Genomic DNA, 26,993 nt, shown 5'->3' with positions numbered 1-26,993 from the left:
GGAGGTGTAATAAATGTTAGACGGATATGAGATGACCGTTGGATTAGAGATCCACGTTCAATTAGATACAGATACAAAAATTTTCTGTGGTTGCAAGAACGAATTTGGAGCAGAACCAAATAACCACACTTGTCCAATCTGTTTAGGTTTACCAGGAACATTACCAGTTTTAAATGAAAAAGCAGTAGAGTACATAGTTAAAGCAGGGCTTGCTTTAAATTGTGAAATCAATACTTTTAGTAAATTTGATCGTAAGAATTACTTCTATGCTGATTTGCCAAAGGCTTATCAGATTTCTCAATTTGACTTACCTTTCTGTGAAGATGGACATGTTATGATTCAACTTGAAGATGGAGCAGATATGAAGATAGGTATTACTCGAATCCATTTAGAGGAGGATGCTGGTAAATTAAATCATGCAGGTGAGGGTATAGCAAGCTCTGACTCTAGTCTAGTTGATTATAACCGAGTTGGGACTCCATTAATTGAGATTGTAAGTGAACCAGATATTCACTCTCCAGAACAAGCTATTGCATACTTAAAGAAGATTAAGAGTATCTTAGAGTATATTGGAGTTTCCGATTGTGATATGTCTCAAGGGTCAATGAGAGCAGATGTTAATATCTCTGTTGCTCCTAAAGGTTCAGATAAATTAGGAACTAGAACAGAGTTGAAGAATATGAACTCTTTTAAAGCTATTGAGAAGGCTTTAAAGTATGAGCCAAAGCGTCAGATTAAGGTTTTAGAATCTGGTGGAGAGATTATTCAAGGTACTTTGACTTGGGATGATGAGGCAGGAAAGACTATTCCAATGAGAAGTAAAGAAGAGGCTCATGATTATCGTTACTTCCCTGAGCCAGATTTAGTACCTGTTATTCTAGACCAGGAATGGATAGAGGGGATTAGAGAGACCCTTCCGGAATTACCAGATGCTCGTCAGAAGAGATATGTAGAAGAGTTAGGGATTCCAGAGTATGATGCAATGGTTATTACTGCTGATAGAGAGATGGCTGACTTTTTTGAAGCAGTTGTTGAAGAGCATAATGATGCTAAAGCTATCAGTAACTGGATAATGGGAGACTTCTCAAGACTTTTAAATGAAGAGTCAATTACTATCGCAGAGGTTAAATTCAAGCCAGCAGATTTAGCTAAAATGCTAAAATTAATGGATGAAGGAACAATTTCAAGTAAGATTGCTAAGACTGTTTTTGAAGAGATGTTTGCTACAGGGAAAGATCCAGATACTATTGTAGAAGAGAAGGGTCTAAAACAGATTAGTGATACAAGTGAATTAGAAAAGATTATTGATCAAGTTATTGCTGATAATCAAAGTGCATTAGAAGATTACCGTGGAGGTAATAAGAATGTATTTGGTTTCTTCATTGGTCAGACGATGAAAGCTACTCGTGGAAAAGCAAATCCAGGAATGGTTAATAAGATTTTAAGAGAGAAATTAGAGGGATAAAATAAAAGGTTGTCACCAGTACTGGTGACAACCTTTTATTTTATATTATTAATAATTTTTATTAGCCTTTACTTGTTATTAAAATAGACTCTAGTCTACTTATCTATATGTCTTATATCTAAACCTTTATATAACTGCTTTGGTCTAAATATAGCATTCTTAGATTCTATATTCTCTAGCCAATGAGCAGCCCAACCCATAATTCTTCCTAAAGCAAATATAGTTGTAAAGTAATTTGGTTCAATGTTCATCGCCTTAAGAATCAAGCCTGACCAGAAATCTACATTTGGGTAGATACCTTTATTACCGAAACGTTTTAGAGCAACTTCTTCAACACCTTGAGCTATATTATATAAGTTATCTAAATGTTTGTCTATTTTAAAAGGATTATCTTCATTGAATATTTTAGGCAATAATTCCTTTTTAAAGTAGACTCCGCGAGGGTCATAGGTCTTATAAACTCGATGACCTAGCCCCATTATCTTCTCTCCTTCAGATATTTTACTTTCAATATAAGCTTCTATGTTCTCAGGTGATTTAATCTCTTCCAACATGCTAATTACCTTCTCATTAGCCCCACCATGAAGTGGTCCTGATAGTGAATTGATAGCTGAAGAGATAGAAGCAAAGATACTTGCATGAGAAGACCCCACAGCTCTAACTGAGAAGGTACTATTATTTATAGTATGGTCAGCATGTAAAATCAATAACTGTTCAAATATGTTTACTAAATCCTGATTTTTAGCTGATTGTTCATCAAGGCAGTATAAAGCATAGTGAGCAAAAGAATCAAACTCTTTACCTTGAGCAAAGTCAGGATCTTTGGTTCTGTATATTCCAATCAACGTAGGTAGCTTTGCTATTAAGCGGATAGCTCTTTGTATATTCTCTTCTTGATTTTTAATATTAAAAGAGGTAGAATCACTACCTTGTAGCAATAGTACACTGATACTTAACATATACATAGGATGCAGATTTCTATCCATATGTGCAATTGAATTAGCTATATTAATATCCACATCCTTATATTTAAGAAGTTCTTTTCTTAACTCAGTTCTTTCATCTTCAGTTGGTAAATCTTCTTTGAGTAAGAGATAGCAGACATCTTCATAGGAGCAATGCTTTGCTAATTCTTCTACTGGATATCCTCTAAAGGTAAGTATTCCTTTCTCTCCATCAATATTACTAATTTTGGATTCAACTATCGGTATTCCTTTAAGACCTGGAAAGTAACCCTTATCAAGTAAAGTAACCATTATCTCTGAGTATTCTTTTTTCATTCTCTCTTCTGTGATATTGCAAAAGCATAGACATTCATTTATTCTTTCTAACATAATAACAACTCCTTTACTACTCGACTTCGTTTTTTCATTGGATTTCCTATATTTAAGCCACTATCTATAAAATAAGTCATGATTGTATAAAATCTTAATATATATTTAATTTTAATTATAAATATACTTTATAAAGAATAAATACAAATTGATTGGTAGTGTTATTATACTATCATATTTTTAACTTTTTGACAACTAGATGTGAATTAACCAATTTTATAGTTAGAGATATATTATATTAGGAGTTGTAGGAAGATAAGTGTTAATTATCTGTCTAATTAACGTCTAATTGACAAATAGTTCATTAATAGATATAATAATGATAATATTATTTGTGTTATTTTAATAGCCTTTTATAATAGAGTTTATGTATATTTATACAATAAATTAATAAAAGTAGTGAGGAGTGAGAATTAATGTATGATGTAACTTTGATACCTGGTGACGGAATTGGACCAGAGATTACTAAATCAATTCGTGAAATTATAGAAGCAACAGGAGTTAAGATTAATTGGGAGATAGTTAATGCTGGAGAAGGGGTAATGGATCAGTATGGAACTCCTTTACCTGAAGAGGTATTAGAATCAATTAAGAAGAATAAAGTGGCTTTAAAAGGGCCTATTACTACTCCTGTAGGTAGTGGATTTAGAAGTGTAAATGTTGCTATCAGACAGAAGCTAGATTTATATGTTAATCTAAGACCAGCTAAGACTATGAAAGGTGCTCCGACTAAGTTTGAAAATCTAGATGTTGTTATCTTTAGAGAGAATACTGAAGGGTTATATGCAGGAATTGAGCATATGGTCGGTGAGGATGCTGCTGAGAGTATTAAGATTATTACTCGTAAGGCTTCAGAACGAATTGTTAGAGCAGCCTTTGAATATGCTAAGGAGAATAATCGTAAGAAGGTAACTGCTGTACATAAGGCAAATATCTTAAAGTTAAGTGATGGATTATTTAAAGCTGTTGCAGAAGAGATAGCAAAGGATTATCCTGAAATTGAATTTGACAATAAGATTGTTGATAATATGTGTATGCAATTAGTACAATATCCTGAAAATTATGATGTATTGGTATTGCCTAATCTTTATGGTGATATTGTTTCAGATCTTTGTGCTGGATTAATTGGAGGTTTAGGTTTGACTCCAGGTGCTAACTTAAATGATGAGCTTGCTGTCTTTGAGGCTGTCCATGGTTCAGCTCCAGATATAGCAGGGCAGAATAAGGCTAATCCTATTGCTCTATTATTATCTGCTTGTATGATGTTAAATCATTTAGGAGAGAAACAGGCAGCAGTGGCAATTGAAGATGCAGTAGCAGAGATATTGGCTGAAGGAAAGGTACTAACTGGAGATTTAGGTGGTACTGCTAGTACTACAGATATAACTGCTGAGATTATAAATAAGGTTAAAAAGAATTTAGAGAAGAGTGTTTAAATAATAAAGACCTCTGTATATACAGAGGTCTTTATTATTTAATTTAGCTAGCAGTAACAGTCTATACTGCTAATCTTTAACCTTGTTTTTGGAAGGTCTTTAATATCAAAGTAAGAAATTTTAGTTGGAGAGTGAATATCTACGAGAGATATTAAGTAAGTAATCTTGGGATAAGGTCATATTATGAACAATTAGATTCGATAACAATTCTAGTTTATTAGAATTATCTCCTTCCAAATTAGTAAGTAGATTTTCAGCTACTTGCTTGATAGAATTCATCTTTCTTTTTTCTTTGCTATTCTCATAAAGATTAACTAAATCTTTTGTCTCTTTATATAACCTGTTTAAGTATTTATCTTTATCTTTTTCTAAATTATATTGGTCTATATAAGTCTCTATAAGGTAAGTAGCAAAATTATGAGTTACATTTTCTATAGCTGTTGAACTTATATTTATATCATTATTACGTGTGGCTAGTAGATAGCTAAAGAAATAACTACAGTTTAAGATAAAATCGAAATCAGATTCTTTACTATTGATTAAATTTAGAGAGCTTAACTTCTTATCTGTTTCTTCTCTAATGAGTTGGTTTAACTCATCTGCTACCTGTGAACTCTTAATTACATTAGATTTAAATAATTTTTTAAAGAATGTGTTCATATTTCCCCCCCTAATCTTCTATAATAGAAGTATTTTTTATAAAAAATATAGGGTGGGTTCACCATTAGCTCCATATAATCTAGGTGACCAGGTACAGATTATATTTCATTGCTCCTTTTATTATGATTTGTTTTTTTATGAATATTTATATTATTATAACAGTAAAAGAATTACAAATCAATAGATAAATTACAACATTACCCACCCTTTAATTACATTAATTCACAAGAGGTTAAATAAAACTTAAAATATTATTTATTTTTAATACTTTTTAATAGTTTTAATTGTTCTATTCTGGCAGTTAATTTAAACTTTTCTTTAGTGTCTTTACTCTTCTTTCTCTTCCAAATTAATTCTTGAATTAGCTTCTCAATGTTATCTAGAGTCTCTTCTCTGAGCATTTTCTCACTCCTTTAAGAAGGTAAGTTCTTTTTTATATAGAAAATAGAATCATAGCTAAAGACTTAGCCAATGCTATTAACATGAATAATTTATAGGATTTTATAACTATAAATTTGCTTTATGTGATAATATATATGCTTAATAATGAGAAAATATAATAATAATTTTATTAAGGAGCGAGATTAATGGCTAAAAGACCAGTAAATATTGGAGATGTAGTAACTATTGAATTAGAGAGCTTAGCCCATGGAGGAGATGTAGTAGGAAGAATTGATGGTTTTGCTATCTTTGTTCCTAAGGGTATCCCTGGGGAGAGAGTAAGAGTAAAGATAATTCAAGTTAAGAAGAGTTATGGAAGAGGTGAGATATTAGAGGTTCTTGATGAATCAGAGCATAGAATTATTCCATTATGTTCCTTTAGTACAGAATGTGGAGGGTGTCAGGTTCAACATATAAATTATCAGGCTCAATTGGAGCATAAAAGGGAGATTGTCAGGGATAATATTGAGAGAATTGGGAAATTAAAAGATATTAAAATCAATCCTGTCAAAGGAATGGAGAATCCCCTCTTTTATCGAAATAAAGCTCAGTTTCCTTTGGGATTAGACAAGGATAATAATGTGATCACAGGGTTTTATGCACCTGGAAGCCATGATATTATTGATATTAATGATTGTGGGATTCAGCATCCTTTAATTAATAGAATATCTAGAGAAACCATAAAATTACTTGAAGAGTATGGTACAAGTATTTATGATGAGAAAGTTCATAAGGGATTGATGCGACATCTAGTAGTTAGGGTAGGAGTCTGTACCAATCAAGCTATGTTAATCTTTGTTACTAAAGATAACAAGTTCCCTGAAGGAAGAGAGATAGCTGATAGATTGATGGCTGATATTCCTGAGTTAGTTAGTGTACAGCATAATATCAACTCTAAAAAGACTAATGTAGTCTTAGGTAAATTAACCAAAACTTTAGCAGGAGAGGATCATATCTTCGATTACATAGGAAAGGTTAAGTATAAGATATCGCCACTATCCTTCTTCCAAGTCAATACCTTACAAGCCAAGGTATTATATGACCAAGCTGTAGAGTATGCAGGATTAACTGGTCAGGAGAAGGTAATTGATGCTTACTGTGGATTGGGCTCAATTACCCTTTATGTTGCAGATCAAGCTAAAGAGGTTTATGGGATAGAGGTTGTAGAAGAAGCGATTGAAGCTGCTAAAGAGAATGCTCAGTTGAATGGAATAGAGAATTGTCATTTCCAAGCAGGTAAGGTAAGAGAGGTCTTACCAGAACTTAAGAAGATCTTTATCCCTGAGGTAATTATAGTAGATCCACCACGTAAAGGGTGTCATGAAGATGTTCTCAAGAGCTTTGTAGAGATAGAGCCTGAGAGAATAGTTTATGTCTCCTGTAATCCAAGTAGTTTAGCAAGGGATTTGAAGTATCTAGATGAACACGGCTATAAGACTATAGAGGTTCAACCTGTAGATATGTTTCCACAGACCTATCATATCGAGAGTGTAGCGTTGATAAAAAGAGTTGATAGTTGATGGTGTACAGTTATAAAGTAAAATTTAATTTATATAGCGGTTTTATTTTAAATTGAGAATTTAGAATCGAGAATTAAAGGTTTTAGACCGAAAAAATTCCTGTTTGAACGAAGCAAAAGGTGAGCTAAAATTTAAATTTTTAATAAAATTTTAATTAAAGAATCTAATTAATACTAATAATAAATAATTTAGTTGCGAAGTGAGTTGAATTTTTTCTAGACCTTTTGGTTACTTTTGTGGCAATGACAAAAGTAACACGAGAAAAAAGCTGATAAGCTTTCTCGTAATAATTTTTTAATTAACTTAGTTAAAGGTTAGTTCACTTTTAAAAGTTTCTATACCATTATATATAAATATAGTTATCATATATAAGATGAGAGGAGAAATAACTATGGCTAAAGTCAAAAAAAGAGCAGTATTAGAGGTCACAATAGAGGATACTGTCTTTCCTAATACAGGTGTTGCTTATGTAGATGGGCATGAGATTAGAGTCAAGAATGCTCTACCAGGGCAGAAGGTTAAGACCTTTCTTGCTAGAAAGAGAAGTAACCATTACAAAGGGAAGCTATTAGAAGTACTAGAGAGCTCCCCTTTAGAGATAGAAGCAAAGTGCCCTCATTACGGAGAGTGTGGAGGATGTAGTCAGCAGAGTATCGAGTATAAATTACAGATTGATAATAAGGAAAAGCAAGTTAAGAAGTTACTTGATGAAAATGGAATAGAGGATTATAAATTTCTAGGAATTGAGCCTAGTCCTAGTATCTTTGAATATAGAAATAAGATGGAGTTCAGTTTTGGAGATTTAGAACGGGATGGACAACTTCAATTAGGAATGCATCCTAGAGCAAGGCGCTTTGATATTATTAGTGTAGGTGGTTGTAAGCTAGTAGATGATGATTTCACCTTAGTTTTAACAACGGTTTTAGATTACTTTAGAGAAAAAGGATTTAAGAAATATCATATTCAAAGTAGAGAAGGGTATCTACGCCACTTGGTAGTAAGAAAAGGTTTGAATACAGGTGAGATTTTAATTAACCTTGTGACAACATCCCAAATAAATCATGATCCTATTGAATTAAGTGAAAAGCTGCAAAAGCTAGATTATAAGGGAGAACTAGTTGGATTTTTGCAAACTATTAATGATGACTTCTCTGATGCTGTTAAATGTGAAGAATTAATTGTTCATTATGGTAGAGATCATTATTATGAAGAGTTACTAGGATTAAGATTTAAAGTTAAGCCCTTTTCCTTCTTTCAGCCAAATACCTTTGGAGCAGAGAAACTATATTCTGTAGTCAAAGAATTTTTAGGTGATGCTGATAATAAGCTAGTCTATGATTTATACTGTGGAACAGGAACTATTGGGCAGATTGTAGCATCTAAAGCGAAAGAGGTAGTGGGAATTGAGATAGTAGAAGAAGCTGTGGAGATGGCTAAAGAGAATGCTCAGTTGAATGGACTGGATAATTGCCGCTTTATTGCAGGAGATGTATTAGAGAAAATCGATGAGTTAGAAGAGAAACCTGATTTAATCATTATTGACCCACCTCGTGCAGGTATTCATCCTAAAGCTTTACCGAAGATAATTAATTTTGGATGTGAAGAGATGGTCTATGTATCCTGTAATCCTAAGACTTTGGCACCAAACTTAAAGGAATTTCAAGATGCAGGATATAAGATAGAAGAGGTTAAATGTGTGGATATGTTCCCACATACTGGGCATGTAGAGACAGTAGCAAGACTAGTCAAAGGATAATAAATGACTTTTTTAAATTTATTTCTAAATTTTCTTTGACGATATTAATATAATATGCTATAATTAAGTCATTAAGGCCTAACAAGGCGATAAATAGGAGGAATTATTTTTTATGAACAAAGGTACAGTAAAATGGTTTAATGCAGAAAAAGGTTATGGATTTATTGAACAAGAAGGTGGAAATGATGTATTCGTACATTTCTCAGCTATCGAAGGTGACGGATTCAAATCTCTAGACGAAGGTCAGGCTGTTGAGTTTGATATCGTTGAAGGAGATAGAGGTCCTCAAGCAGCAAATGTAATTAAGTTATAATTGGATATTATGCGTAAGCAGTAATATATAGATTATTACTTAGGTAAAAAAGGAGTCTTCCAAGTTATTTGGGAGGCTCTTTTTTATTAGATATATGAAACTGGTATAGGGTTAATATTTTAAGATTTACTGTCCATAGTTTAATTTCTATAGGGATTAATTGAAAAATCAAGTTTATCGGCAGGAATAATAGAAATAATATAGAAGAATAATGAACTACAAAAATTATTCTTTAAAGAATAATTTTTATTTATTAGAAAATATATCATGGATTTACTTGATTGAATTTACTAATAATGCTTATAAAACAAGGAGGATATTAATGGCAAATATAAAGTATGAAATTCTTGAAAAGATAGGAAAAATTTCAGAATCACCTAAGGGTTGGACCAAGGAATTAAACCTTATTAGTTGGAATGGTAGAGCAGCAAAATATGATTTAAGAGACTGGGCTCCTGACCATGAGAAGATGGGGAAAGGTATTACCTTAACTAAAGAAGAATTAAAAAGATTAAGAGATACTCTTAATGGTATGAATTTAGGCTAATATAAGATATTTATATTATCATAACTAAAAGGAGCTAATGGATATGACTAAAGAAGAAATCTATCAAAATATAATCTTACAAGTAAAAGGGTTGACCTCAGCTGAGAGTGATCTAATGGCTAACTTAGCCAATGTTTCAGCAGTACTATATAATAATTTAGAAGAAGTTAATTGGGCAGGCTTCTATTTATGGAAAGAAGATCAGCTAGTGTTAGGACCCTTCCAAGGGAAATCTGCTTGTGTTAGAATAGCTAAAGGTAAAGGGGTATGTGGTACTTCTGTTGAAAAGAAGGAGACTTTAGTTGTCAAAGATGTTCATGATTTTTCTGGACATATTGCCTGTGATGCAGCTTCCAGTTCAGAGATTGTAGTACCAATTATTATTGACAATCAAATAAAAGGCGTATTGGATATAGATAGTCCAATTAAAGCAAGGTTTGATGAAGTGGACCAGAAGTATCTAGAAGAAGTGGTTTCAATCTTAATAAAAGAGACTGAGTGGAGATATTCAATTTAGTTTAGTGCTACTAATTATCCACTATAACCTAATAGCAAGAAAATAATTATCAAAAAATTCTTTATTACAGAATTAAATCTCTATAATTTGATATACTATAACTGGGAATACGGTTAGCTTCACAATCACCCACATAATACGCGTATTATATAAACTTTTAGCTAAATTACTTAGTAAATTGAAATTGATAGTAGCCGTATATATAACTCTATATAAAAAGTTTAACATCATAGTTACTTATTAAAATTATTAGAATATATGAAGCTAACGGGTAATAATGACTAAATAATTTTGCCAATATTTCCTTGTTATGTTATAATGAAATCAACTAATAGTTAAGAAATAGGAGGAGTTAAGTTTTATGGAAAGAGGAACAGTTAAATGGTTTGATGGAGCAAAAGGTTATGGATTTATTGAAAGAGAAGCTGGAGATGATGTGTTTGTACATTTTTCATCTATCCAAGATGAAGGATTCAAGACTTTAGAAGAAGGACAAGAAGTAGAGTTTGAAATTACTGAGGGAGATAGAGGTCCTCAAGCTGCTAATGTAGTTAAGCTATAATTATGTGTTAGCTATAATTAGTAATATATAGATATTATTTAAAGAAAAGAGCAGCCTGTAATTATAATTACAGGCTGCTCTTTCTAATTTTAGAGTAAAACTTATAATATTTTTAACTACTAATCATATTATCCGACTATACTTCAATTTAAAGTTAATTCTTAGATGAGGTTTACATTTCTTAGATTGAAATAAAAAGTTGGAACATTTTAATATCCTCCAAATATAATGTAACATATAATATAACCCTATAAGTTTACAAGTCTATATAAGGAGGGGATAACATGAAAGTTAAGTGTAGGTATTGTGGAGAGGTAAATAGTTCCTTCCAAGAATACTGCCAGAAGTGTAGTGGGAAATTATTTGAAAACTTCAAAGGTAGAAGTATTATTGAATTTATCTCTATACATTCAGGAATCATCCGATTTTTACCATGGATATAGGATTTACTTTTTCAAAAAATAAGAAAGTAAATTACTAGTTTAAAGATAAATTTATTGTGAATAGGCAAACTGAATTATTTAATGATCTACTATTAAAATTATAGAAAAGATTCTTTTAAGTTGAAGATTAATATTAATTAGAAGAGTTGCTTTAGCAACTCTTCTATACTTTATGTTAGATAACAGTGATGAAGTAATTAATAACAAATGATGAGTAAAGTCTGAGATTATAAATTTTGTTTTAGAGTTGAAAATTTATAGGATATATTAATTTTTTATAATCAATAAATTTTTTTTGGTAAAAATTAATAAAATATTTATAATAATTAAATAGTAATATAAATAAAAAATGATAATTATTATAGTATATAAGCTTAATTTTATGATCTTTTGAGATTAATATATGTCTAAATTTGTATGAAAAATTCTACTCGAGTACTATAAACATTTTATTTTTGGCTATGCTATAGTTGTTTTTAAACACGTAAATAAACTACTATATTATTGTGGTTGATTATTTATGAAGAGATGAGAAGCCTATAAGGAACAGATCATTTATAAACTGATATAATCATTACTACAGTGGAAAATTAAAATTTAAAAGGGATTTACTTATTGAATATAGAAATAATAAAAAAATTATAGTTAAGAGGTGATAGAATGTTAACTAAAAAAGTTACTATTCAAAATAAGACTGGATTACATGCAAGACCTGCTTCACTATTAATAGATGCAGCTAATAAATTTGATTGTAGCCTTCAAATTATTCATGAAAATAGAGAAGCTAATTTAAAAAGTATAATAAGTGTTATGTCTTTGGCTATTGGTTATGGAGAAAAGATTATTATTAGAGCTGATGGTAAGGATGAACAAACAGCTTTAGATAAGATTATTGAAGTTATTAATAACAAATTTGGTGAAGAATAAATTAAAGTAGATTTTAGTATGAATGATTTAGCTATTATTTGTTATTACTAATACTAGATTAGGTTATAATTATAAATTTATAATAAATTTAAAGTTGAAAATGAATTGTTGATTCAAATATGTTATAATAAATAGAAGCTCTTTAGGCAATACCTTGGGATTATACTTTATAATGTTGTAGTTGGTATATCTTATTAACTAGTGATTAAATGGGTAGCACAAAAAAGAGGTGTTAGCTATAAAACTAGAATAATTGAGGAAATGGTGGGATAATATGAAGCCGATTCCAATTGATAAGTTAGAAGAAGGAATGAAACTAGCAAAGACAATTTACAATGAATCAGGACAATTATTACTTGGTGCAGGTATGGCTTTAAAAGATAATTATATTGAGCGACTAAAAAAGATGAATATACCTGAAATTTATATTATGGATGATAATTTTCCAGATGTAAAGGCCCCAGAACCTATCTCTGATAAAACAAGATTAGAAGCAATCAGAGTTGTAAAGAATACTATGGAATCTATTAAATCTGGCTCAGAAATTGACCTTGCTAAGGTTAATCAGGCAGTAGATAGTATTTTAGATGAGATTCTTCTACAAAATCATGTAGTTATACACTTAAATGATATTAGAACTTACGATAGTTATACTTTTCAGCACTCTGTTGGTGTAACAATACTGTCAATTTTAATGTCATTACATTTTAACTATACAAGAGAAGATGTTAAGAAAATAGCAATAGGGGCATTTTTACATGATGTAGGTAAGATTAAAGTAGATAAAGATATAATTATGAAACCAGGTAAGCTAACAGAAGAAGAATATGAGGAGGTTAAGAAGCATTCAACCTATGGCTATCATATTATTAGAGAAGTAGCAGGGATAAGTATTCTTTCTGCACATATTGCTTATCAACATCATGAATATGTTGATGGATCTGGCTATCCAAGAGGTCTTAAAGGTGAAGAGATTAGCAAATGGGCTCAGATAGTTACAGTAGCTGATATTTATGATGCTTTAACTAGTGATAGAGTTTATAAGCGTAAATTAATGCCCCATGAGGCTTTAAAGATTATCAATGAATTAAAGGGGGTTAAATTAAATCCTGAATGTGTAGATGCTTTACTTAAGCATGTAGCTATTTTCCCAGTAGGAGCAATGGTAGAATTGAGTAATAATCAAGTTGGCATAGTAGTAGATGTTAACAAAGAGGATTTGAGCCGACCTATTGTTAGAATCATTAAAGATGAGCATGGTAATAAGATAGAAGATATTAAAGAGGTTGATCTGATACATAATGATAACTTTAAGATAAGTAGGGTAATCTATAATTAAGGAGGACTCATAGTGAGAATAAAAAATGTACTAATTATACAATTGTTAGTATTCTGCTTTATGGCTGTTTTTAATAGTGGTAGTGCTAATGCTATGTCACAGGCTGAAATAGGTAAAGGAGATTCTTCTTTAGCCTATGGAATTCAAGTTTTAGATGGAGAGATTAGAGCTTTAAATCTAGAAACAGAATTTGGATTATCTTCAAACTTTGGAATTGAGGGAATATATACTTATATTGGTGAGTCTGATGATCAAAGTATTGATGATGAGAAAGATAACAAATTAGATATTAATGCTAAACTTAATATTGTAAATGAGCTTGATTATGATGTAACTGCTGTTGTAGGTTATCACACTGATTTTGAGGAAGGTTATCCGCGAATTGGTGTTTTATATTCTAAAAAAGAGAATAAACTTTTAGATTTAAATTTAGGAATAGATGTCTTATTAAAGAAAGATAGTAATTATTTAGGATATATGCTAGGCTTTGATTATAGATTAACTGAAAATATATACTTAGAGGTTGGACATAGAAAGTTTTCAGGACAAGAGGATACTGAAGGTTTAAATATTGGAACTAGATATTATTTTTAAGGAAGAGGGGTTTATTTAGATGGATTTAAGTGATGTAGCGGTTTTTATGGATAGAGATGGAACAGTAAGTAAAGAGATTGGTTATGTAAATCATCCTAATAGATATGAATTGCTTCCAAGAAGTGGACTAGCAATCAAGAAATTAAATCAATCTGGAATTAAAGCAATCTTAGCAACTAATCAAGCAGGTGTTGCTAGAGGTTATTTTAAAGAAGAGATGATTGGACAAGTTCATAATAGATTAGAAGAGTTATTAAAATCTGAAGGGGCTTATTTAGATGCAATCTATTATTGCCATCATCATCCTCGGGTAGGAGAAGGTAAGTTTAAGAAAGAATGTAACTGTCGCAAACCAGAACCTGGAATGTTATTACAGGGGAAAGAAGAGTTTGGCGTAGATTTAAAAAAATCCTATATGATTGGTGATAAGATAAGTGATGTTGAGGTAGCTCATCGAGTAGGAGCTAAAGGTATTTTAGTTTTGACTGGCTATGGAATGGGAGATTACCAAAATGCACAAGATAATTGGAAGGTAGAGCCTGACTATATAGCTGAAGACTTATTTGATGCAGTTGAATGGATACTAATGGATATTGAAGCGAGGGAAGATTAATGGTTAAATTGCTTGATTATTTAACTTCTTTTGATAAACGGAGGATTTTGGTGCTTGGAGACATGATTGCAGATGAATTTATTATTGGACAACCAGAACGTTTATCTCGTGAAGCTCCTGTTTTAATATTAAGGCATACTGATCATAAGATATTACCTGGTGGAGGGACCAATGCTGCTAATAATGTGGCTGCTTTAGATGGACAGGTCTATTTAGCAGGAGTAATTGGAAATGATATAGTAGGAGAAAAGTTAGTAGATAACTTAAAAGCAGATGGAATGATAACTGATGGTCTGATTGTAGATAGTTCTCGCCCCACTTCAGTTAAGACTCGAATTTTAGCTGGTGGTGGTCAGACTGTAAAGCAACAGATGGTAAGGGTAGATAAATTAGAGACCCATGATATCTCCAAAGAAATTGAAGATGAATTAATTAATTATGTAGAAGAGGTTATTGTTGAAGTTGATGCTTTAATCTTATCGGATTATGGTAATGGTGTCTTTACTGACAGGATAAAAGAAGAGGTAATCTCTATTGCTAATAAACATAATAAGATTATAGCTGTTGATTCTAGGTATGAATTGATGACCTTCAAAGGTATTACTATTGCCACACCTAATAAAGAGGAGACAGAAAAAGCAGTGGGGTTTAAATTAAAATCAGCTAATGATATTGAAAAGGCTGGATGGAAGTTAAAAGAGGATTTAAACTCTAAAGCAATGTTAGTAACTTTAGGTGGAGAAGGTATGCAAGTCTTTACTGACACTGGAACAACCCATATTCCGGCTTCAAATTATACGGAAGTTTTTGATGTGACAGGTGCTGGTGATACAGTAATAGCTACTCTAACTTTAGCTTTAGCAAGTGGTGCAGAAATGGTAGAAGCTATGAAATTATCCAATTATGCTGCTGGGATTGTAGTTAAGAAGTCCGGTGTTGCTACAACAAGTCGGGAAGAATTAGCAGAGGTTATTGGTGATGCTCAATGAGTATTATAGAGAAGATTCAACCAAGAGATCAGTTAAAGATTATTTTAAAAGAGAAGAAAACAGAAGGCAAGAAGATTGTCTTTACCAATGGGTGCTTTGATATTCTTCATGTAGGGCATACCCGTTATCTAGCAGAAGCTAAAGCCAGGGGGGATTTATTGGTAATTGCTCTAAATAGTGATTCATCAGTTAAGTTACTTAAGGGGGATAAGAGACCGATAATTCCTGAAATAGAAAGAGCAGAAATGTTAGCAAATCTTGAAGTGGTTGATTATGTAACTATCTTCTCAGAAAAGACAGCTAACGAAACTATTGCTATCTTAAAACCTGATATCTACATTAAAGGTGGAGATTATCAGATAGAAGAGTTGCCAGAAGCTGAAGTAGTAGCAAGTTATGGAGGAAAGATTGATTTGGTATCAGAGATAAAAGGTGCATCTACAACTAACATTATAGGAGAGATACTAAAGAGATATTAAGGGAGATTAGATCTCTCTTTTTTATTTTTTGGATGAATTAAGCATATAATGGAATTACATATTATTAATTGTTAATTGGATATCAAGCAAGGCTATTCTTTTGCAAAAAATAATGAAAATCATTATCAATTAAAATCGAGTAACCCTATCTAAACCTAGTTATTACTTAATTCCTTATACTTTGTTAAACTAATATCAATTTTGACATTATATTGAGGTACACTGTATAATTAGATTCGTAAGTTAGAAATGTGATATAATTCACATTTCTGGGTTTGATTATTATTATCATTAAGTTTTAAAATAATTATAACTTATATGAGTTATAATTGCTGTAATATATATCACATTATCAATTTGTAAATTATACTAAAGGAGGTAGCGAAATACAATGGGTCAATGCCAATGTGGAAATTCTACAGAGAGTAAAGAGAAGTATTTAGCTCCATTAAAAACTATCTTAGAAGGATATGAAGGAAAGCAAAAGGATTTAATTCCTGTATTACAAAAAGCTCAAGATGAATATGGTTACTTACCAGAAGAGGTTATTAAGGAAATTGCTAATAGATTAAATCTTTCCTTAAGCCAAGTTTATGGTGTTGTAACTTTTTATTCTCAATTTCATTTAGAGCCACGCGGTGAAAATATTATCCGTGTATGTATGGGGACTGCTTGCCATGTACGTGGTGGTGGTCAAGTGTTAAACAAGATAAAAGAGGAATTAGGTGTAGATGATGGAGAGACTACTGAAGATCTTAAGTTTACTTTGGAATCAGTAGCTTGTATCGGTGCTTGTGGTTTAGCTCCAGTAATTATGATTAATGATGATACTCATGGTCGTTTAACACCTGATAAGATTCCAGCTATTTTAGAGAAATATAAAGCTTAAGATTATGAGAGAATTATCTTTGCATATTTTAGATATTATCCAGAATTCTATTAAAGCAAAAGCAGAGTTGATTCAATTATTAATCGATGAAGATATAAAAAATGATAAGTTATTAATTAAAATTATTGATGATGGCTGTGGAATGAGTGAAGAGTTACAAAAAAGAGTTTTAGATCCTTTTGTAACTTCTCGAACCACTAGAAAAGTTGGGTTAGGATTATCCTTGTTCCAACAGGCTGCTAAACAGTGTGAAGGTGATTTAAAGATTGAGTCAACCCTTGGAGAGGGAACTGTGATAACTGTTGATTTCAAATATAGTCATATTGATAGGGCTCCTTTGGGAGATTTAGTAGGGACTATAATTACTATTTTATCGGTAAATCCAGATCTTGACCTATTATATAGGCATTTAATCAATGATAATGAGTTTATTTTTGATACAAGGATAATTAAAGAGGAACTTGAAGATGTTCAGATTAATCTTCCTGAAATATTGTCTTGGCTAGAAAGTTATCTAACTGAAGGTTTAGAAGACTTGCGGAGGTGAATAATTAATGAAATCATTAGAAGAATTAAGAAAGTTAAGAGAGAAAGCTCAAAAGGATATACAGGCTAGAAAGACTAGTAATAAGGCTAAAGTGATTATAGGTATGGGTACTTGTGGAATTGCTGCTGGTGCTAGAGAGATTTTAAAAGCTGTTATGGCGGAGATAAATAAGCGTAACTTAGATGTAATCGTAACACAAACTGGCTGTATCGGAATGTGTGAAAAGGAACCATTGTTAGATGTTCAAATGCCAGGTAAAGAGAGAATAACTTATGGTAATTTAACTAAAGATGACGTAAGTAAGATTGTTGTTGAGCATATAGTTAACGGTAAGGTTGTAGAAGATTTAGCTGTTGCTAAATTAGAAGACTAATCAATTCCAAGTTATCAAGGAGGTAAAAAGATAATGGAACAATCAATTTATAGATCGCATATTCTGGTCTGTGGAGGAACAGGTTGTGTTTCTTCTGGTTGTAAACAGGCTCAAGATGCTTTAAAAGAAGAGTTAGCTAAGCATGATTTAACTAGCGAAATTAAAATAGTAGAGACTGGTTGTCATGGTTTCTGTGAAAAGGGACCTATTATGATTATGTATCCTGAAGGAGTATTTTATTGTGAACTTACTCCAGAAGATATGCCTGAATTAGTAGAGGAGCATATCTTAAAGGGAAGAACTGTAGAGAGATTATTGTATACTGAACCAAATACTAAAAAGAACATTCCTTCTTATGAAGAGATTGATTTCTATAAAAAACAACAAAGATTAGTTTTAGCAAACTGTGGTCATATGGACCCAGAAAGTATTGAAGAATATATTGCTAATGGTGGGTATGAAGCTATTGGTAAGGCATTAACTGAGATGACTCCACAAGAAGTTATCGAAGAAGTTAAAGAAGCAGGATTAAGAGGTCGTGGTGGTGGAGGATTTCCTACAGGACTAAAATGGCAATTTGCTGCTGCTGCAGAAAGTGATAAGAAGTATGTTATTTGTAATGCCGATGAGGGTGATCCAGGTGCATTCATGGATAGAAGTTTATTAGAAGGAGATCCTCATAGAATTATTGAAGGTATGATGATTGGTGCTTATGCTACTGGTGCCGATGAAGGTTATGTTTATGTACGTGCAGAGTATCCTTTAGCTATTGAGCGTCTACAAAAAGCCCTTGATGATGCTAGAGAGTATGGATTATTAGGAGAAAATATCTTTGGTACAGATTTTAACTTTGATTTACACATTAAAGCAGGAGCAGGAGCTTTTGTATGTGGTGAAGAGACTGCATTAATGAACTCAATTGAAGGTAAGCGTGGTATGCCTCGTCCAAGACCACCATTTCCAGCGGAAAAAGGTTTATGGGGTAAACCATCTAACATTAATAATGTAGAGAGTTATGCTAATGTACCAAATATTATTAGAGATGGTGCTAAGGCTTATAAAGCAATCGGTACTGAAGGAAGTAAGGGTACTAAAGTATTTGCCTTAACTGGTAAGATTAATAATACTGGTCTTGCTGAAGTGCCAATGGGTATTACTATGAAAGAGATTATCTATGATATTGGTGGAGGAATCTCTGATGGTAACAAATTCAAGGCTGTTCAAATCGGTGGACCTTCTGGTGGATGTTTACCAGAGGAACTATTAGATTTACCAGTTGACTATGATTCCTTGACAGAAGTTGGAGCAATGATGGGATCTGGTGGATTAGTAGTAATGGATGATAGTACTTGTATGGTTGACGTAGCTAGGTTCTTCCTTAACTTTACTCAAAGCGAGTCTTGTGGTAAGTGTACCCCATGTCGTGAAGGTACAAAACGTATGTTAGAAATTCTTAATAGAATTACTTCTGGTGAAGGTAAAGATGGAGATATTGAGATGTTAGAAAGATTAGCAGAGAATATCAAATCTACTTCTTTATGTGGTTTAGGTCAAACTGCTCCTAATCCAGTATTAAGTACTTTAAAATATTTCCGTCATGAGTATGAGGCTCATATTTATGATGAAACATGCCCTGCTGGAGCTTGTCAAGATATGTTAAAGGGCTATGTAATAGATGAAGATGCTTGTATCGGATGTACAGCCTGTGCTAGAGTCTGTCCAGTTGATGCAATTGAAGGTTCTGTAAAAGAGCCACATACAATAGATTTAGATAAATGTATCTCTTGTGGAGCTTGTGTAAGTAAATGTAAGTTTGATGCAATTTCTCAAGCATAATTGAATAAGAAATCAAGAAATTAAGAAGGAGTGACTAAAGAATGGATACCATTACTTTGACAATAGATGGTCAGCAAGTCGAAGTTCAACAAGGAGCTACTTTGTTAGAAGCTGCTCGTGAGTTAGGAATCGAGATTCCAACTCTTTGTTATCATCCTGATTTATCTTTACATGGTTCTTGTCGTGTCTGTGTTGTAGAAGATGTAAAGAGTGGAAGACTATTAGCATCTTGTGTAGCTCCAGTTAATGACGGAATGGAGATCAGTACTAATAGTTCTAAAGCAAGGGCTGCTAGAAAAACAAATGTAGAGTTATTGTTGGCTAACCATCCTAATGATTGTTTAGGATGTGATAGAAACGGAACTTGTGAATTACAAGATATTACTCATGATTTAGGGATTACTAGAGTTGACTTTGAAGGTGAAAAGAGAGACTTACCAGTAGATGCTAGTGGACCATCACTAAAACGTGAACCAAATAAATGTATTCTTTGTGGACGTTGTGTAAGAGTATGTGAAGAGGTACAAGGAGTATCTGCTTTAGAATTTACAGAGCGTGGGTTTAATTCTATTGTAAGTACAGGATTTAACTTACCACAAAGTGAAGTTAACTGTGCTAACTGTGGACAATGTGCTACTGTTTGTCCTACTGCTGCAATTACTGAAATAAGTGAGGTAGACAAAGTATGGGCTGCTTTAGAAGATGATAGTAAACATGTTGTAGTACAAACTGCTCCATCTATCCAATCTACTCTTGGTGAAGAGTTTGGAATGGAAGCTGGTACAGTAGTAACTGGTAAGATGGCTGCTGCTTTAAGAAGATTAGGCTTTGATAAGGTATTTACTACAGACTTTGCAGCTGATTTAACAATTATGGAAGAAGGAAATGAATTTATTCAGAGATTTAAAGGTAATAAGAATTTACCTCATATTACTTCTTGCTGTCCTGGGTGGGTTAAGTTCTGTGAGCATAACTACCCTGACTTAATCGATAATTTATCAAGTGCTAAATCTCCAATGTCTATGTTCTCTGCTATTTCTAAGAGCTATTATGCGGAGCAGACTGACATTGATGCTAAAGATATCTATACTGTTGCAGTTATGCCTTGTACAGCTAAGAAGTTTGAAAAAGAACGTGAGGAGTTACTAGGAGATACTGATGCTGTATTGACTACTCGTGAATTAGCTCGTATGATTAAAGAGATGGGTATTAAATTTACTACTTTAGCAGATGAAAAATATGATGAAATGTTAGGATCTCATACTGGTGCTGCTACTATCTTTGGTACTACTGGTGGGGTAACTGAAGCAGCATTAAGAACTGTTAAAGAAGAATTAGATGGAGAGCCTTTAGGAAGACTTGGCTTAGGGTTTGAAGGTATTCAAGAAGCATCATTAGAGGTTGCAGGTCAAACAGTTAATGTAGCTATTGCTAATGGATTGGCAAATGCAGCTAAATTATTGGATGAAGTACGTGCAGGAAATAGTAAGTATCATTTTATTGAAGTTATGGCTTGTCCTAATGGTTGTGTTGGAGGTGGAGGTCAACCTCTTCCAACTAGTAAAGAGATTAAGCAAAAACGTGCTTTAGGATTAAGAAATATAGATGAATCTGGAATTATCAGAAAATCTCATGAAAATCCAATGATTAAAAAATTATATGATGATTATTTAGGTGAGCCTTTAGGTGGACATTCACATCATCTACTTCATACAAAATATCAGAAGAGAGATAAGAACTAATATTAGTTCTTATCTTAGGCAGATAGATTAATCTATCTGCCTTTTTTAATCTTAGTGTGAGTTGTTTGATTTAATGTTTTTATTCTGATAATATTAATACTCTCACTATTTATGGAGGTAAATTATTATGGGAAATAATAATTTTAGTTTAATGGAATATGGTATACTTGTACTTATGGTGGTGATTTTGGTCTTTGTTATTTATCTAGCTAGTGGTGGTAACTTAGATGTTCTATTATCAAAGTTGGTATAATGGTTATTGAGTTTAAGTATAAGTTTGATTATGTATCTTGATCTTAAGCTCGAAATTAATTTTATATCAATGATCACTATAGTAGTTAACTATACTTTGACTAGCTAACTATAATATGGTATAATTATTTGTGTTTATTATGGACCAACGTTAAAACATCCAAATAAGGTGGGGATAGGATGAGTAAAGCCTGTAATAAATATAATAAGATGTCTGAGCATGAACTAATTATTTTAGCACAAAATGGAGACAAGCTTGCTGAAAAGTACCTAATCAATAATAATATTGATATTGTTTATGCTAAGTCAAAATTATTTTATATTAAAGGGCTAGATAATGATGATGTTATTCAAGAAGGATTGGTAGGATTATATAAAGCAATCAGAGATTATAAGGTAAAAAGAGAAGCATCTTTTCGTGGTTTTGCTCACTTATGTGTTAATCGACAGCTTATTTCAGCGATTAAAACAGCTAATCGTCAAAAGCATATGCCGCTTAATAATTCCACCTCTATTGATAAGAAGATAAGTTATTCTAAAGATGATGGAGGAAGAGGACGGACACTATTGGATATCTTGCCAGACCATCATAATGATCCAGAGAAGAATTATGTAAATCGGGAACTAGTAAAAGAGGTAAGTTATCAACTAAAACAGATGTTGACTCAATTAGAATGGGATGTATTTAATAAGTACATAGAAGGAAAATCCTATAAAGAGATATCTGATGAGATTGATGGTAGTGTAAAGACTGTAGATAATGCCTTACAACGTGCCCGGCGTAAGATTGATGAATTGAAAGAGAAACTAAAAAGTGAGTTATATGATACATACTAATTCTGACTTATAAAAGTTACCTAATAGGTAACTTTTATTTTTTTTTGGAACATAAAGATCTAATTTTGCATTCGTACTATTTATTATAGTCATCAAATCCTATATACCTGCAAAGTAAGCTTTCATCTATAAATTTACTTAAAGTCATATAAGTTATAACCACTTCCTGATCTTAAAATAAATAGTATATAAAATTGTAATAAGGTTATTATAATGAATTATCTCACAAGTTTTATCCAAAATTTGACAAGTGGTTGACATGAGAGTATAATGAGGTGTATGTAAATATATGGAAAAGGGGTGGAGTATGACTGATAAAGGAGTGATAATTTATTTATTAGCTGATAATAAAAAGTATATAATTGGATTATCTGACTTTCCAGAAGTAGATATTAAGTTTTATTTATACAAGGGAATCATATCTTCTGATAATAGTAGACTCTTTTATTTAAATAAACCTTTAAATCTGGGGTTAGCAGACCATATCTTCCAAAGGATCAGTACCCTCAATGAGCGAAAAGGAGCAATTATAGAGAGTGATTTTGTTATAACAAGATTGCTATCCTTCTTTTGGGAGTTTGATACTTTAGGGAAGATTGTTGAAGAAAAGTTACTTAAATTAAAAAAAATCTTAAATAAGTTTGATATAGAGGATAAATTAGATGGAAATGAGATAGAGATCAGTCAAATTAATAAAATATCTCTCCCTGAGGATAGGGAGTGGAAGCAAATATACCAATTTATTCAAGGTAGAAAGCTATATTATAGTGAAATTAGGCAAGTTTTGCGCCAAAATAGGATAACTGCTAAGAACTTAGATAAAGTGTTAGCCTATCTTAAATTGTTAGGTAAATTAGAAGTGATACCATCACTTAGCTACATTGATGATAAGCTAATCTGCCAACGTTGTGGAAATGAAAAGAATTTAATAGAGGTAGACTGTAATTATTGTCAAGGTAAAGATTATTATTGCAAAGAATGTATCTTGATGGGTGAATCCCGTTTGTGTAGGTCTTTATATTTAATCCCGTCTATTAACTATTCTCAAAGCTTTAATATAGTTGAGCCAACATATAGATTTAATTTAACTCCCTTACAGCAGGTAGTATCTGATAAGTTGATAGACTTTTTATATGAGGATTACCAACAAGCATTGGTTTGGGCTGTTTGTGGAGCAGGAAAGACTGAAGTTAGCTTTGAAGTCATTGCAGATACTCTCAGTCGAGGAGGGAAGGTGCTTTTTGCTATTCCCAGAAAGGATGTTGTGATAGAATTAGCTGAACGGTTAAAAGAGGCATTTCCTGAGGTTAAAGTAAAAGCGCTTTATGGCGGTAGTGAACTTAAGTATAAATCTGCAAAGTTGGTGGTAGCTACTACTCATCAGGTTTTAAGGTATTATCAGGCTTTTGAATTGATTATCTTAGATGAGATGGATGCTTTTCCCTATAAAGGTAGTGATACTCTTAAAAGAGCTCTTCATCAGGCTAAAAAACCAAAGGGGAAACTAGTTTATATGACAGCAACTCCTAGTGAAGAGGAACTTACAGCTTTAGAAGCTAGTAATACTAAGTTGATCAAATTATCAGCTAGATACCATGGTCATCCACTGCCAGAGCCAGAGTTTATTCAATCTGAAATAAAGTATGATAAAGAATCTAAGAAGTTGATATTGCCTAAGGTAGTGATTGAAAAAATTAAATTATCAGTAGAACAAGAACTATATCAAGTCTTTATCTTTCTTCCCAGTAGGGAGTTGGTAGAGGTAGTTACTCAAAAGTTAGCAGAGTATTTTCCTGATATCAATGGTCAAAGTTGGGTACAGGGTAGCCATTCTCAAGATAGGCAACGAGAAGAAAAAAGAGAATCCTTTCTAGCAGGTGATTATCCAATTCTAGTCTCAACAACTATCATGGAAAGAGGGGTAACAGTTGAGAAGGCAAATGTAATGGTTCTTTTTGCTGATTGGGAGTATGTCTTTAGTGAAGAGACTCTAATTCAGATGGCTGGTCGCTCTGGTCGATCATTAAAATATCCTCAAGGAAAAGTCTGGTTTGTTGGAGAGAGTATTAGTGGGGAAATGGAAAAAGCTAGAGAGAAGATAAAGATGTTAAATGAAGAATCAGCAGAGAAGGGGTATCTCAAGAGTAGTGGACAGTTAGCAGTATACAGTTGAAAATTAAAAAGATTTTAAAGATCTTTAAACCGAAAAAAATTTCTGTTTAAACGAGGCAAAAATTGAACTAGAATTTAGAGTAAAATAAAATTTTAATTAGAGAGCCTAGTAATTGGTAACACTTATTATTTTGATTGCTGAGTGAGTTTGATTTTTTGGTTACTTTTTCATCGAGGACGCCCCGTGGAAGTAGTCTTGGGCTGAAAACATAACCTGTCATTAGGCGGAACCTAATATATTGTCTACTTTTTCAAAAGTAGCACAATATAGTCATAAAGTCTCACTTGAAAAATTAAACAATAATACTTTATAAAAGGAGTGAAGGTTATCTTCTCTAAACTATACCAAGGCTTAATCGATTTAATCTTCCCTAAGTTACCACAATGCCCTGTCTGTGGTAAGGAATTTAATCATGGTGAAATTAATCTTTGTAAAAGATGTATTGATAAGATAAACTTTATTAAAGAGGACTATTGCCTAAAGTGTGGTAAGTTAATCTTACCAAATCAAGAATTCTGCTATGATTGTCAGCACAGCAACCATTATTTTGACCAAGCTAGGTCAGTAGGTCTATATGATAGCGGTTTAAAGGAGTATATTAAATTATTTAAATATAGCAAGTATAGAACACTAACGGAACCTTTAGGTGATTTGATGAGTAGCTATACTAATAGATTCTATAATATAAATGATTTTGATATTATAACATATGTACCAGTTCACAAAAAACGCTTGGATGAAAGAGGCTTTAACCAAGCGTTTTTATTAGCAAAGAGGATAGGTGAAAATTTAAAGATTGATGTAGAGAGTTTATTAATAAGAAATAAGGATACCATTAAACAGAGTAAGTTATCAAGAAAGGAGCGATTAAGGAATTTAAAGAGTAAGTTTAAGATTAAAGGCAATATAAATATTGATGGCAAGAGGATATTATTAGTTGATGATGTCTATACAACTGGAGCAACAGTTAATGAATTATCCCGTATTTTATTAAATAATAGAGCTGAATCTATTAAAGTAATTACTTTAGCATCAGGTAGAGATTTAAATTTAAAAAGGAAATGTAATTCCTAAGACGAAATTTAATAATAGGTTGTTTTAGATTAGTTTAGAGGAGTGAGAGTATGGAATTAAGAAATTGTAAGATTTGTGGTAAGGTTTTTATTAAAAGATATAATGAATTATGTGATAAATGCCACCAAGAACAAGAAGAAAAGTATATCAAGGTGAAAGATTACCTTTGGGATAATTCTAAAGCAACAATAGATGAGATACATCAAGCAACTGGAATATCTAAAAATATAATTAGAAAGTTCGTTAGAGAAGGTCGCTTTAAAAGACTATAACTATTATGCTTTTATTATGAAATAAAATCTTAATAAGAGGATTTTTATAAAATTTCAAGAAGTTATATTTATATTGAGAATTTTGCTTAAGGAGGTCTGATTATGGGGTTAAAAAAGTGTAAAAGGTGTAGAAAAATATTTGCTCCTGTAGCTGATGCTAAAGTATGTCCTAGATGCATACAAGAAGAAGAGGATAAATTTTTAATTGTAAAAGAGTATTTATGGGATTATCCAGGTTCTACAATTGCAGAACTCCATGAGGCAACAGGGGTAGATGAAAAGATAATTAGAAAATTTGCAAAAGAAGGGAGATTTTTACAGATAAATGGTGTTGAAATAACTATAGAGTGTGAACGTTGTGGAGCACCAATCAAGAGTGGACGCTTTTGCCCAGCATGTAGTGATAAGTTGAGGTCTGGTATAGAGAAGATTAAAAAGGCTGATAGTTCTAAAAGATCAAAAGAAGAAGATAATAATGATAGGATGTTCTTGGGAGATAGAATTAAAAGGAGATAAGTTGAATTTAGAGGGGTAAGGTAGAAAAACTGACCTATAGGCGGTTAATTTACTTTAACCCTTTTTTATTATCTAAAAGAAGAATTAAAATAGTAACTTAATTTATCGATAACTTTAAGTAAATAAGTACTAATTGTGTAAAGTTTAAGTTTAAGTCTAAATTTAATTTTTATATTGTAGTAGCTTTAAGTTTAGGGTTAAGTTTAAAGTTGTGATTAGTATGTTAGTCTGTAGGAAAGTGGGTGATTAAATGAAAATTGACCAAAGTAGGATATCGCAGATTATGAAAAATTATAGTAAAAGTCAAGTTAAACAGGATAAGAAATTAGATAAGACCTGTAAGAAAGATCAAGTTTCCCTATCTAAAGAAGCGATAGAATTGCAGGAGTTTGAAGGTAAACTACAAGCTGCTTCTAAAAAGAGAGAGGAAAGAATTACTAAGTTAAAAAGAGATATTAAACAAGGAAATTATAATGTTTCTGGAGAAGATATAGCTAAGAAGATGCTGGAGCAAGTTATTAATAAATCAATTTAAAGGAGTGCGTTG

The 26,993-nt window shown here is 32.0% G+C and carries 30 protein-coding genes and 1 riboswitch; of the genes, 27 read left to right on the top strand and 3 right to left on the bottom strand.

Going from position 1 to position 26,993, the window contains the following annotated elements; translation table 11 throughout:
• The first annotated feature begins 13 nt into the window (after positions 1-13).
• The gene (gatB, locus tag U472_RS03705; RefSeq protein ID WP_068715639.1) at positions 14-1,465 is read left to right on the top strand and encodes an Asp-tRNA(Asn)/Glu-tRNA(Gln) amidotransferase subunit GatB; all 1,452 of its coding nucleotides are present in this window, start codon (positions 14-16) and stop codon (positions 1,463-1,465) included.
• Positions 1,466-1,560: 95 nt separating this feature from the next.
• Here gatB and U472_RS03700 read toward each other — a convergent pair whose 3' ends face one another.
• Entirely contained in the window at positions 1,561-2,799 is a 1,239-nt protein-coding gene (locus U472_RS03700; RefSeq protein ID WP_083189733.1) for a citrate/2-methylcitrate synthase, read from the bottom strand.
• Between the two features lie 416 nt (positions 2,800-3,215).
• Between U472_RS03700 and U472_RS03695 the strand changes: the two genes are divergently transcribed.
• The gene (locus U472_RS03695; RefSeq protein WP_068715637.1) at positions 3,216-4,235 is read left to right on the top strand and encodes an isocitrate dehydrogenase (NAD(+)); all 1,020 of its coding nucleotides are present in this window, start codon (positions 3,216-3,218) and stop codon (positions 4,233-4,235) included.
• A gap of 120 nt (positions 4,236-4,355) precedes the next feature.
• Here the strand turns inward: U472_RS03695 and U472_RS03690 are convergent, their stop codons facing one another.
• Both U472_RS03690 and U472_RS16715 read right to left on the bottom strand, forming a co-directional pair.
• Positions 4,356-4,895, bottom strand: coding sequence for a hypothetical protein (locus U472_RS03690; RefSeq protein ID WP_068715635.1), 540 nt, complete (start codon positions 4,893-4,895; stop codon positions 4,356-4,358).
• Between the two features lie 41 nt (positions 4,896-4,936).
• Positions 4,937-5,020, bottom strand: a riboswitch (cyclic di-GMP riboswitch).
• A gap of 126 nt (positions 5,021-5,146) precedes the next feature.
• On the bottom strand, positions 5,147-5,296 hold the full coding sequence (locus tag U472_RS16715) for a hypothetical protein (protein ID WP_176714105.1): 150 nt from the start codon (positions 5,294-5,296) through the stop codon (positions 5,147-5,149).
• A gap of 186 nt (positions 5,297-5,482) precedes the next feature.
• On the opposite strand from U472_RS16715, the gene rlmD (U472_RS03685) reads away from it, so the two are divergent.
• The 25 genes from rlmD (U472_RS03685) (at position 5,483) to flgM (ending at position 26,981) form a co-directional block, all read left to right on the top strand.
• A complete protein-coding gene (gene rlmD / locus U472_RS03685; protein WP_068715633.1) occupies positions 5,483-6,856 on the top strand; it encodes a 23S rRNA (uracil(1939)-C(5))-methyltransferase RlmD in 1,374 nt (457 codons plus the stop codon).
• Between the two features lie 391 nt (positions 6,857-7,247).
• On the top strand, positions 7,248-8,612 hold the full coding sequence (rlmD, locus tag U472_RS03680; protein WP_068715631.1) for a 23S rRNA (uracil(1939)-C(5))-methyltransferase RlmD: 1,365 nt from the start codon (positions 7,248-7,250) through the stop codon (positions 8,610-8,612).
• 112 nt (positions 8,613-8,724) lie between these two features.
• The gene (locus U472_RS03675) at positions 8,725-8,925 is read left to right on the top strand and encodes a cold-shock protein (RefSeq protein ID WP_068715630.1); all 201 of its coding nucleotides are present in this window, start codon (positions 8,725-8,727) and stop codon (positions 8,923-8,925) included.
• Positions 8,926-9,247: 322 nt separating this feature from the next.
• Complete coding sequence (locus tag U472_RS03670; protein ID WP_068715628.1) at positions 9,248-9,472, top strand: YdbC family protein; 225 nt, start codon at positions 9,248-9,250, stop codon at positions 9,470-9,472.
• Positions 9,473-9,515: 43 nt separating this feature from the next.
• A complete protein-coding gene (locus tag U472_RS03665; RefSeq protein WP_083189732.1) occupies positions 9,516-9,989 on the top strand; it encodes a GAF domain-containing protein in 474 nt (157 codons plus the stop codon).
• A 361-nt stretch (positions 9,990-10,350) separates the two neighbouring features.
• A complete protein-coding gene (locus U472_RS03660) occupies positions 10,351-10,551 on the top strand; it encodes a cold-shock protein (protein WP_068715624.1) in 201 nt (66 codons plus the stop codon).
• Between the two features lie 284 nt (positions 10,552-10,835).
• Entirely contained in the window at positions 10,836-10,994 is a 159-nt protein-coding gene (locus U472_RS16710; RefSeq protein WP_176714104.1) for a hypothetical protein, read from the top strand.
• A 660-nt stretch (positions 10,995-11,654) separates the two neighbouring features.
• On the top strand, positions 11,655-11,921 hold the full coding sequence (locus U472_RS03655) for an HPr family phosphocarrier protein (protein ID WP_068715622.1): 267 nt from the start codon (positions 11,655-11,657) through the stop codon (positions 11,919-11,921).
• A gap of 274 nt (positions 11,922-12,195) precedes the next feature.
• Positions 12,196-13,260, top strand: coding sequence for an HD-GYP domain-containing protein (locus U472_RS03650; RefSeq protein ID WP_068715620.1), 1,065 nt, complete (start codon positions 12,196-12,198; stop codon positions 13,258-13,260).
• Between the two features lie 12 nt (positions 13,261-13,272).
• Entirely contained in the window at positions 13,273-13,854 is a 582-nt protein-coding gene (locus U472_RS03645; RefSeq protein ID WP_068715618.1) for a hypothetical protein, read from the top strand.
• 19 nt (positions 13,855-13,873) lie between these two features.
• Complete coding sequence (locus U472_RS03640) at positions 13,874-14,467, top strand: D-glycero-alpha-D-manno-heptose-1,7-bisphosphate 7-phosphatase (RefSeq protein ID WP_068715616.1); 594 nt, start codon at positions 13,874-13,876, stop codon at positions 14,465-14,467.
• On the top strand, positions 14,467-15,456 hold the full coding sequence (locus tag U472_RS03635) for a bifunctional heptose 7-phosphate kinase/heptose 1-phosphate adenyltransferase (protein WP_068715614.1): 990 nt from the start codon (positions 14,467-14,469) through the stop codon (positions 15,454-15,456). Before U472_RS03640 ends, U472_RS03635 begins: the two co-directional genes overlap by 1 nt.
• Positions 15,453-15,935, top strand: a complete 483-nt coding sequence (gene rfaE2 / locus U472_RS03630) for a D-glycero-beta-D-manno-heptose 1-phosphate adenylyltransferase (protein WP_068715612.1) — start codon at positions 15,453-15,455, stop codon at positions 15,933-15,935. The genes U472_RS03635 and rfaE2 overlap by 4 nt, the downstream gene beginning before the upstream one ends.
• A gap of 391 nt (positions 15,936-16,326) precedes the next feature.
• Entirely contained in the window at positions 16,327-16,824 is a 498-nt protein-coding gene (nuoE, locus tag U472_RS03625) for an NADH-quinone oxidoreductase subunit NuoE (protein WP_068715610.1), read from the top strand.
• 19 nt (positions 16,825-16,843) lie between these two features.
• Entirely contained in the window at positions 16,844-17,371 is a 528-nt protein-coding gene (locus tag U472_RS03620) for an ATP-binding protein (protein ID WP_245684731.1), read from the top strand.
• Between the two features lie 7 nt (positions 17,372-17,378).
• Entirely contained in the window at positions 17,379-17,744 is a 366-nt protein-coding gene (locus U472_RS03615; RefSeq protein WP_068715606.1) for a (2Fe-2S) ferredoxin domain-containing protein, read from the top strand.
• Between the two features lie 33 nt (positions 17,745-17,777).
• Positions 17,778-19,580 carry an NADH-quinone oxidoreductase subunit NuoF gene (nuoF, locus tag U472_RS03610; protein ID WP_068715603.1) on the top strand — a complete coding sequence of 601 codons (1,803 nt, stop codon included), beginning with the start codon at positions 17,778-17,780 and terminating at the stop codon, positions 19,578-19,580.
• 41 nt (positions 19,581-19,621) lie between these two features.
• Positions 19,622-21,322, top strand: coding sequence for an NADH-dependent [FeFe] hydrogenase, group A6 (locus U472_RS03605; protein ID WP_068715601.1), 1,701 nt, complete (start codon positions 19,622-19,624; stop codon positions 21,320-21,322).
• 127 nt (positions 21,323-21,449) lie between these two features.
• Positions 21,450-21,575, top strand: coding sequence for a hypothetical protein (locus tag U472_RS17345; RefSeq protein WP_281201054.1), 126 nt, complete (start codon positions 21,450-21,452; stop codon positions 21,573-21,575).
• Between the two features lie 179 nt (positions 21,576-21,754).
• Entirely contained in the window at positions 21,755-22,411 is a 657-nt protein-coding gene (gene sigH, locus U472_RS03600) for an RNA polymerase sporulation sigma factor SigH (RefSeq protein ID WP_068715599.1), read from the top strand.
• A gap of 307 nt (positions 22,412-22,718) precedes the next feature.
• Positions 22,719-24,584, top strand: coding sequence for an ATP-dependent helicase ComFA (locus U472_RS03595; protein ID WP_068715596.1), 1,866 nt, complete (start codon positions 22,719-22,721; stop codon positions 24,582-24,584).
• A gap of 318 nt (positions 24,585-24,902) precedes the next feature.
• Positions 24,903-25,658: a ComF family protein gene (locus tag U472_RS03590; protein WP_068715594.1), complete on the top strand. Its 756-nt coding sequence runs from the start codon at positions 24,903-24,905 to the stop codon at positions 25,656-25,658.
• A gap of 50 nt (positions 25,659-25,708) precedes the next feature.
• Positions 25,709-25,930: a hypothetical protein gene (locus U472_RS03585; RefSeq protein WP_068715592.1), complete on the top strand. Its 222-nt coding sequence runs from the start codon at positions 25,709-25,711 to the stop codon at positions 25,928-25,930.
• A gap of 102 nt (positions 25,931-26,032) precedes the next feature.
• Positions 26,033-26,446: a flagellar protein gene (locus tag U472_RS03580; RefSeq protein WP_068715590.1), complete on the top strand. Its 414-nt coding sequence runs from the start codon at positions 26,033-26,035 to the stop codon at positions 26,444-26,446.
• A gap of 250 nt (positions 26,447-26,696) precedes the next feature.
• Complete coding sequence (flgM, locus tag U472_RS03575; RefSeq protein WP_068715588.1) at positions 26,697-26,981, top strand: flagellar biosynthesis anti-sigma factor FlgM; 285 nt, start codon at positions 26,697-26,699, stop codon at positions 26,979-26,981.
• Positions 26,982-26,993 lie beyond the last annotated feature (12 nt).

Origin of the sequence: Orenia metallireducens, from assembly GCF_001693735.1 — a bacterium.
GTDB lineage: Bacteria > Bacillota > Halanaerobiia > Halobacteroidales > Halobacteroidaceae > Orenia > Orenia metallireducens.
Note: the sequence above shows the minus strand (reverse complement) of the source record. Positions and strands in the feature narration are given on the sequence as shown.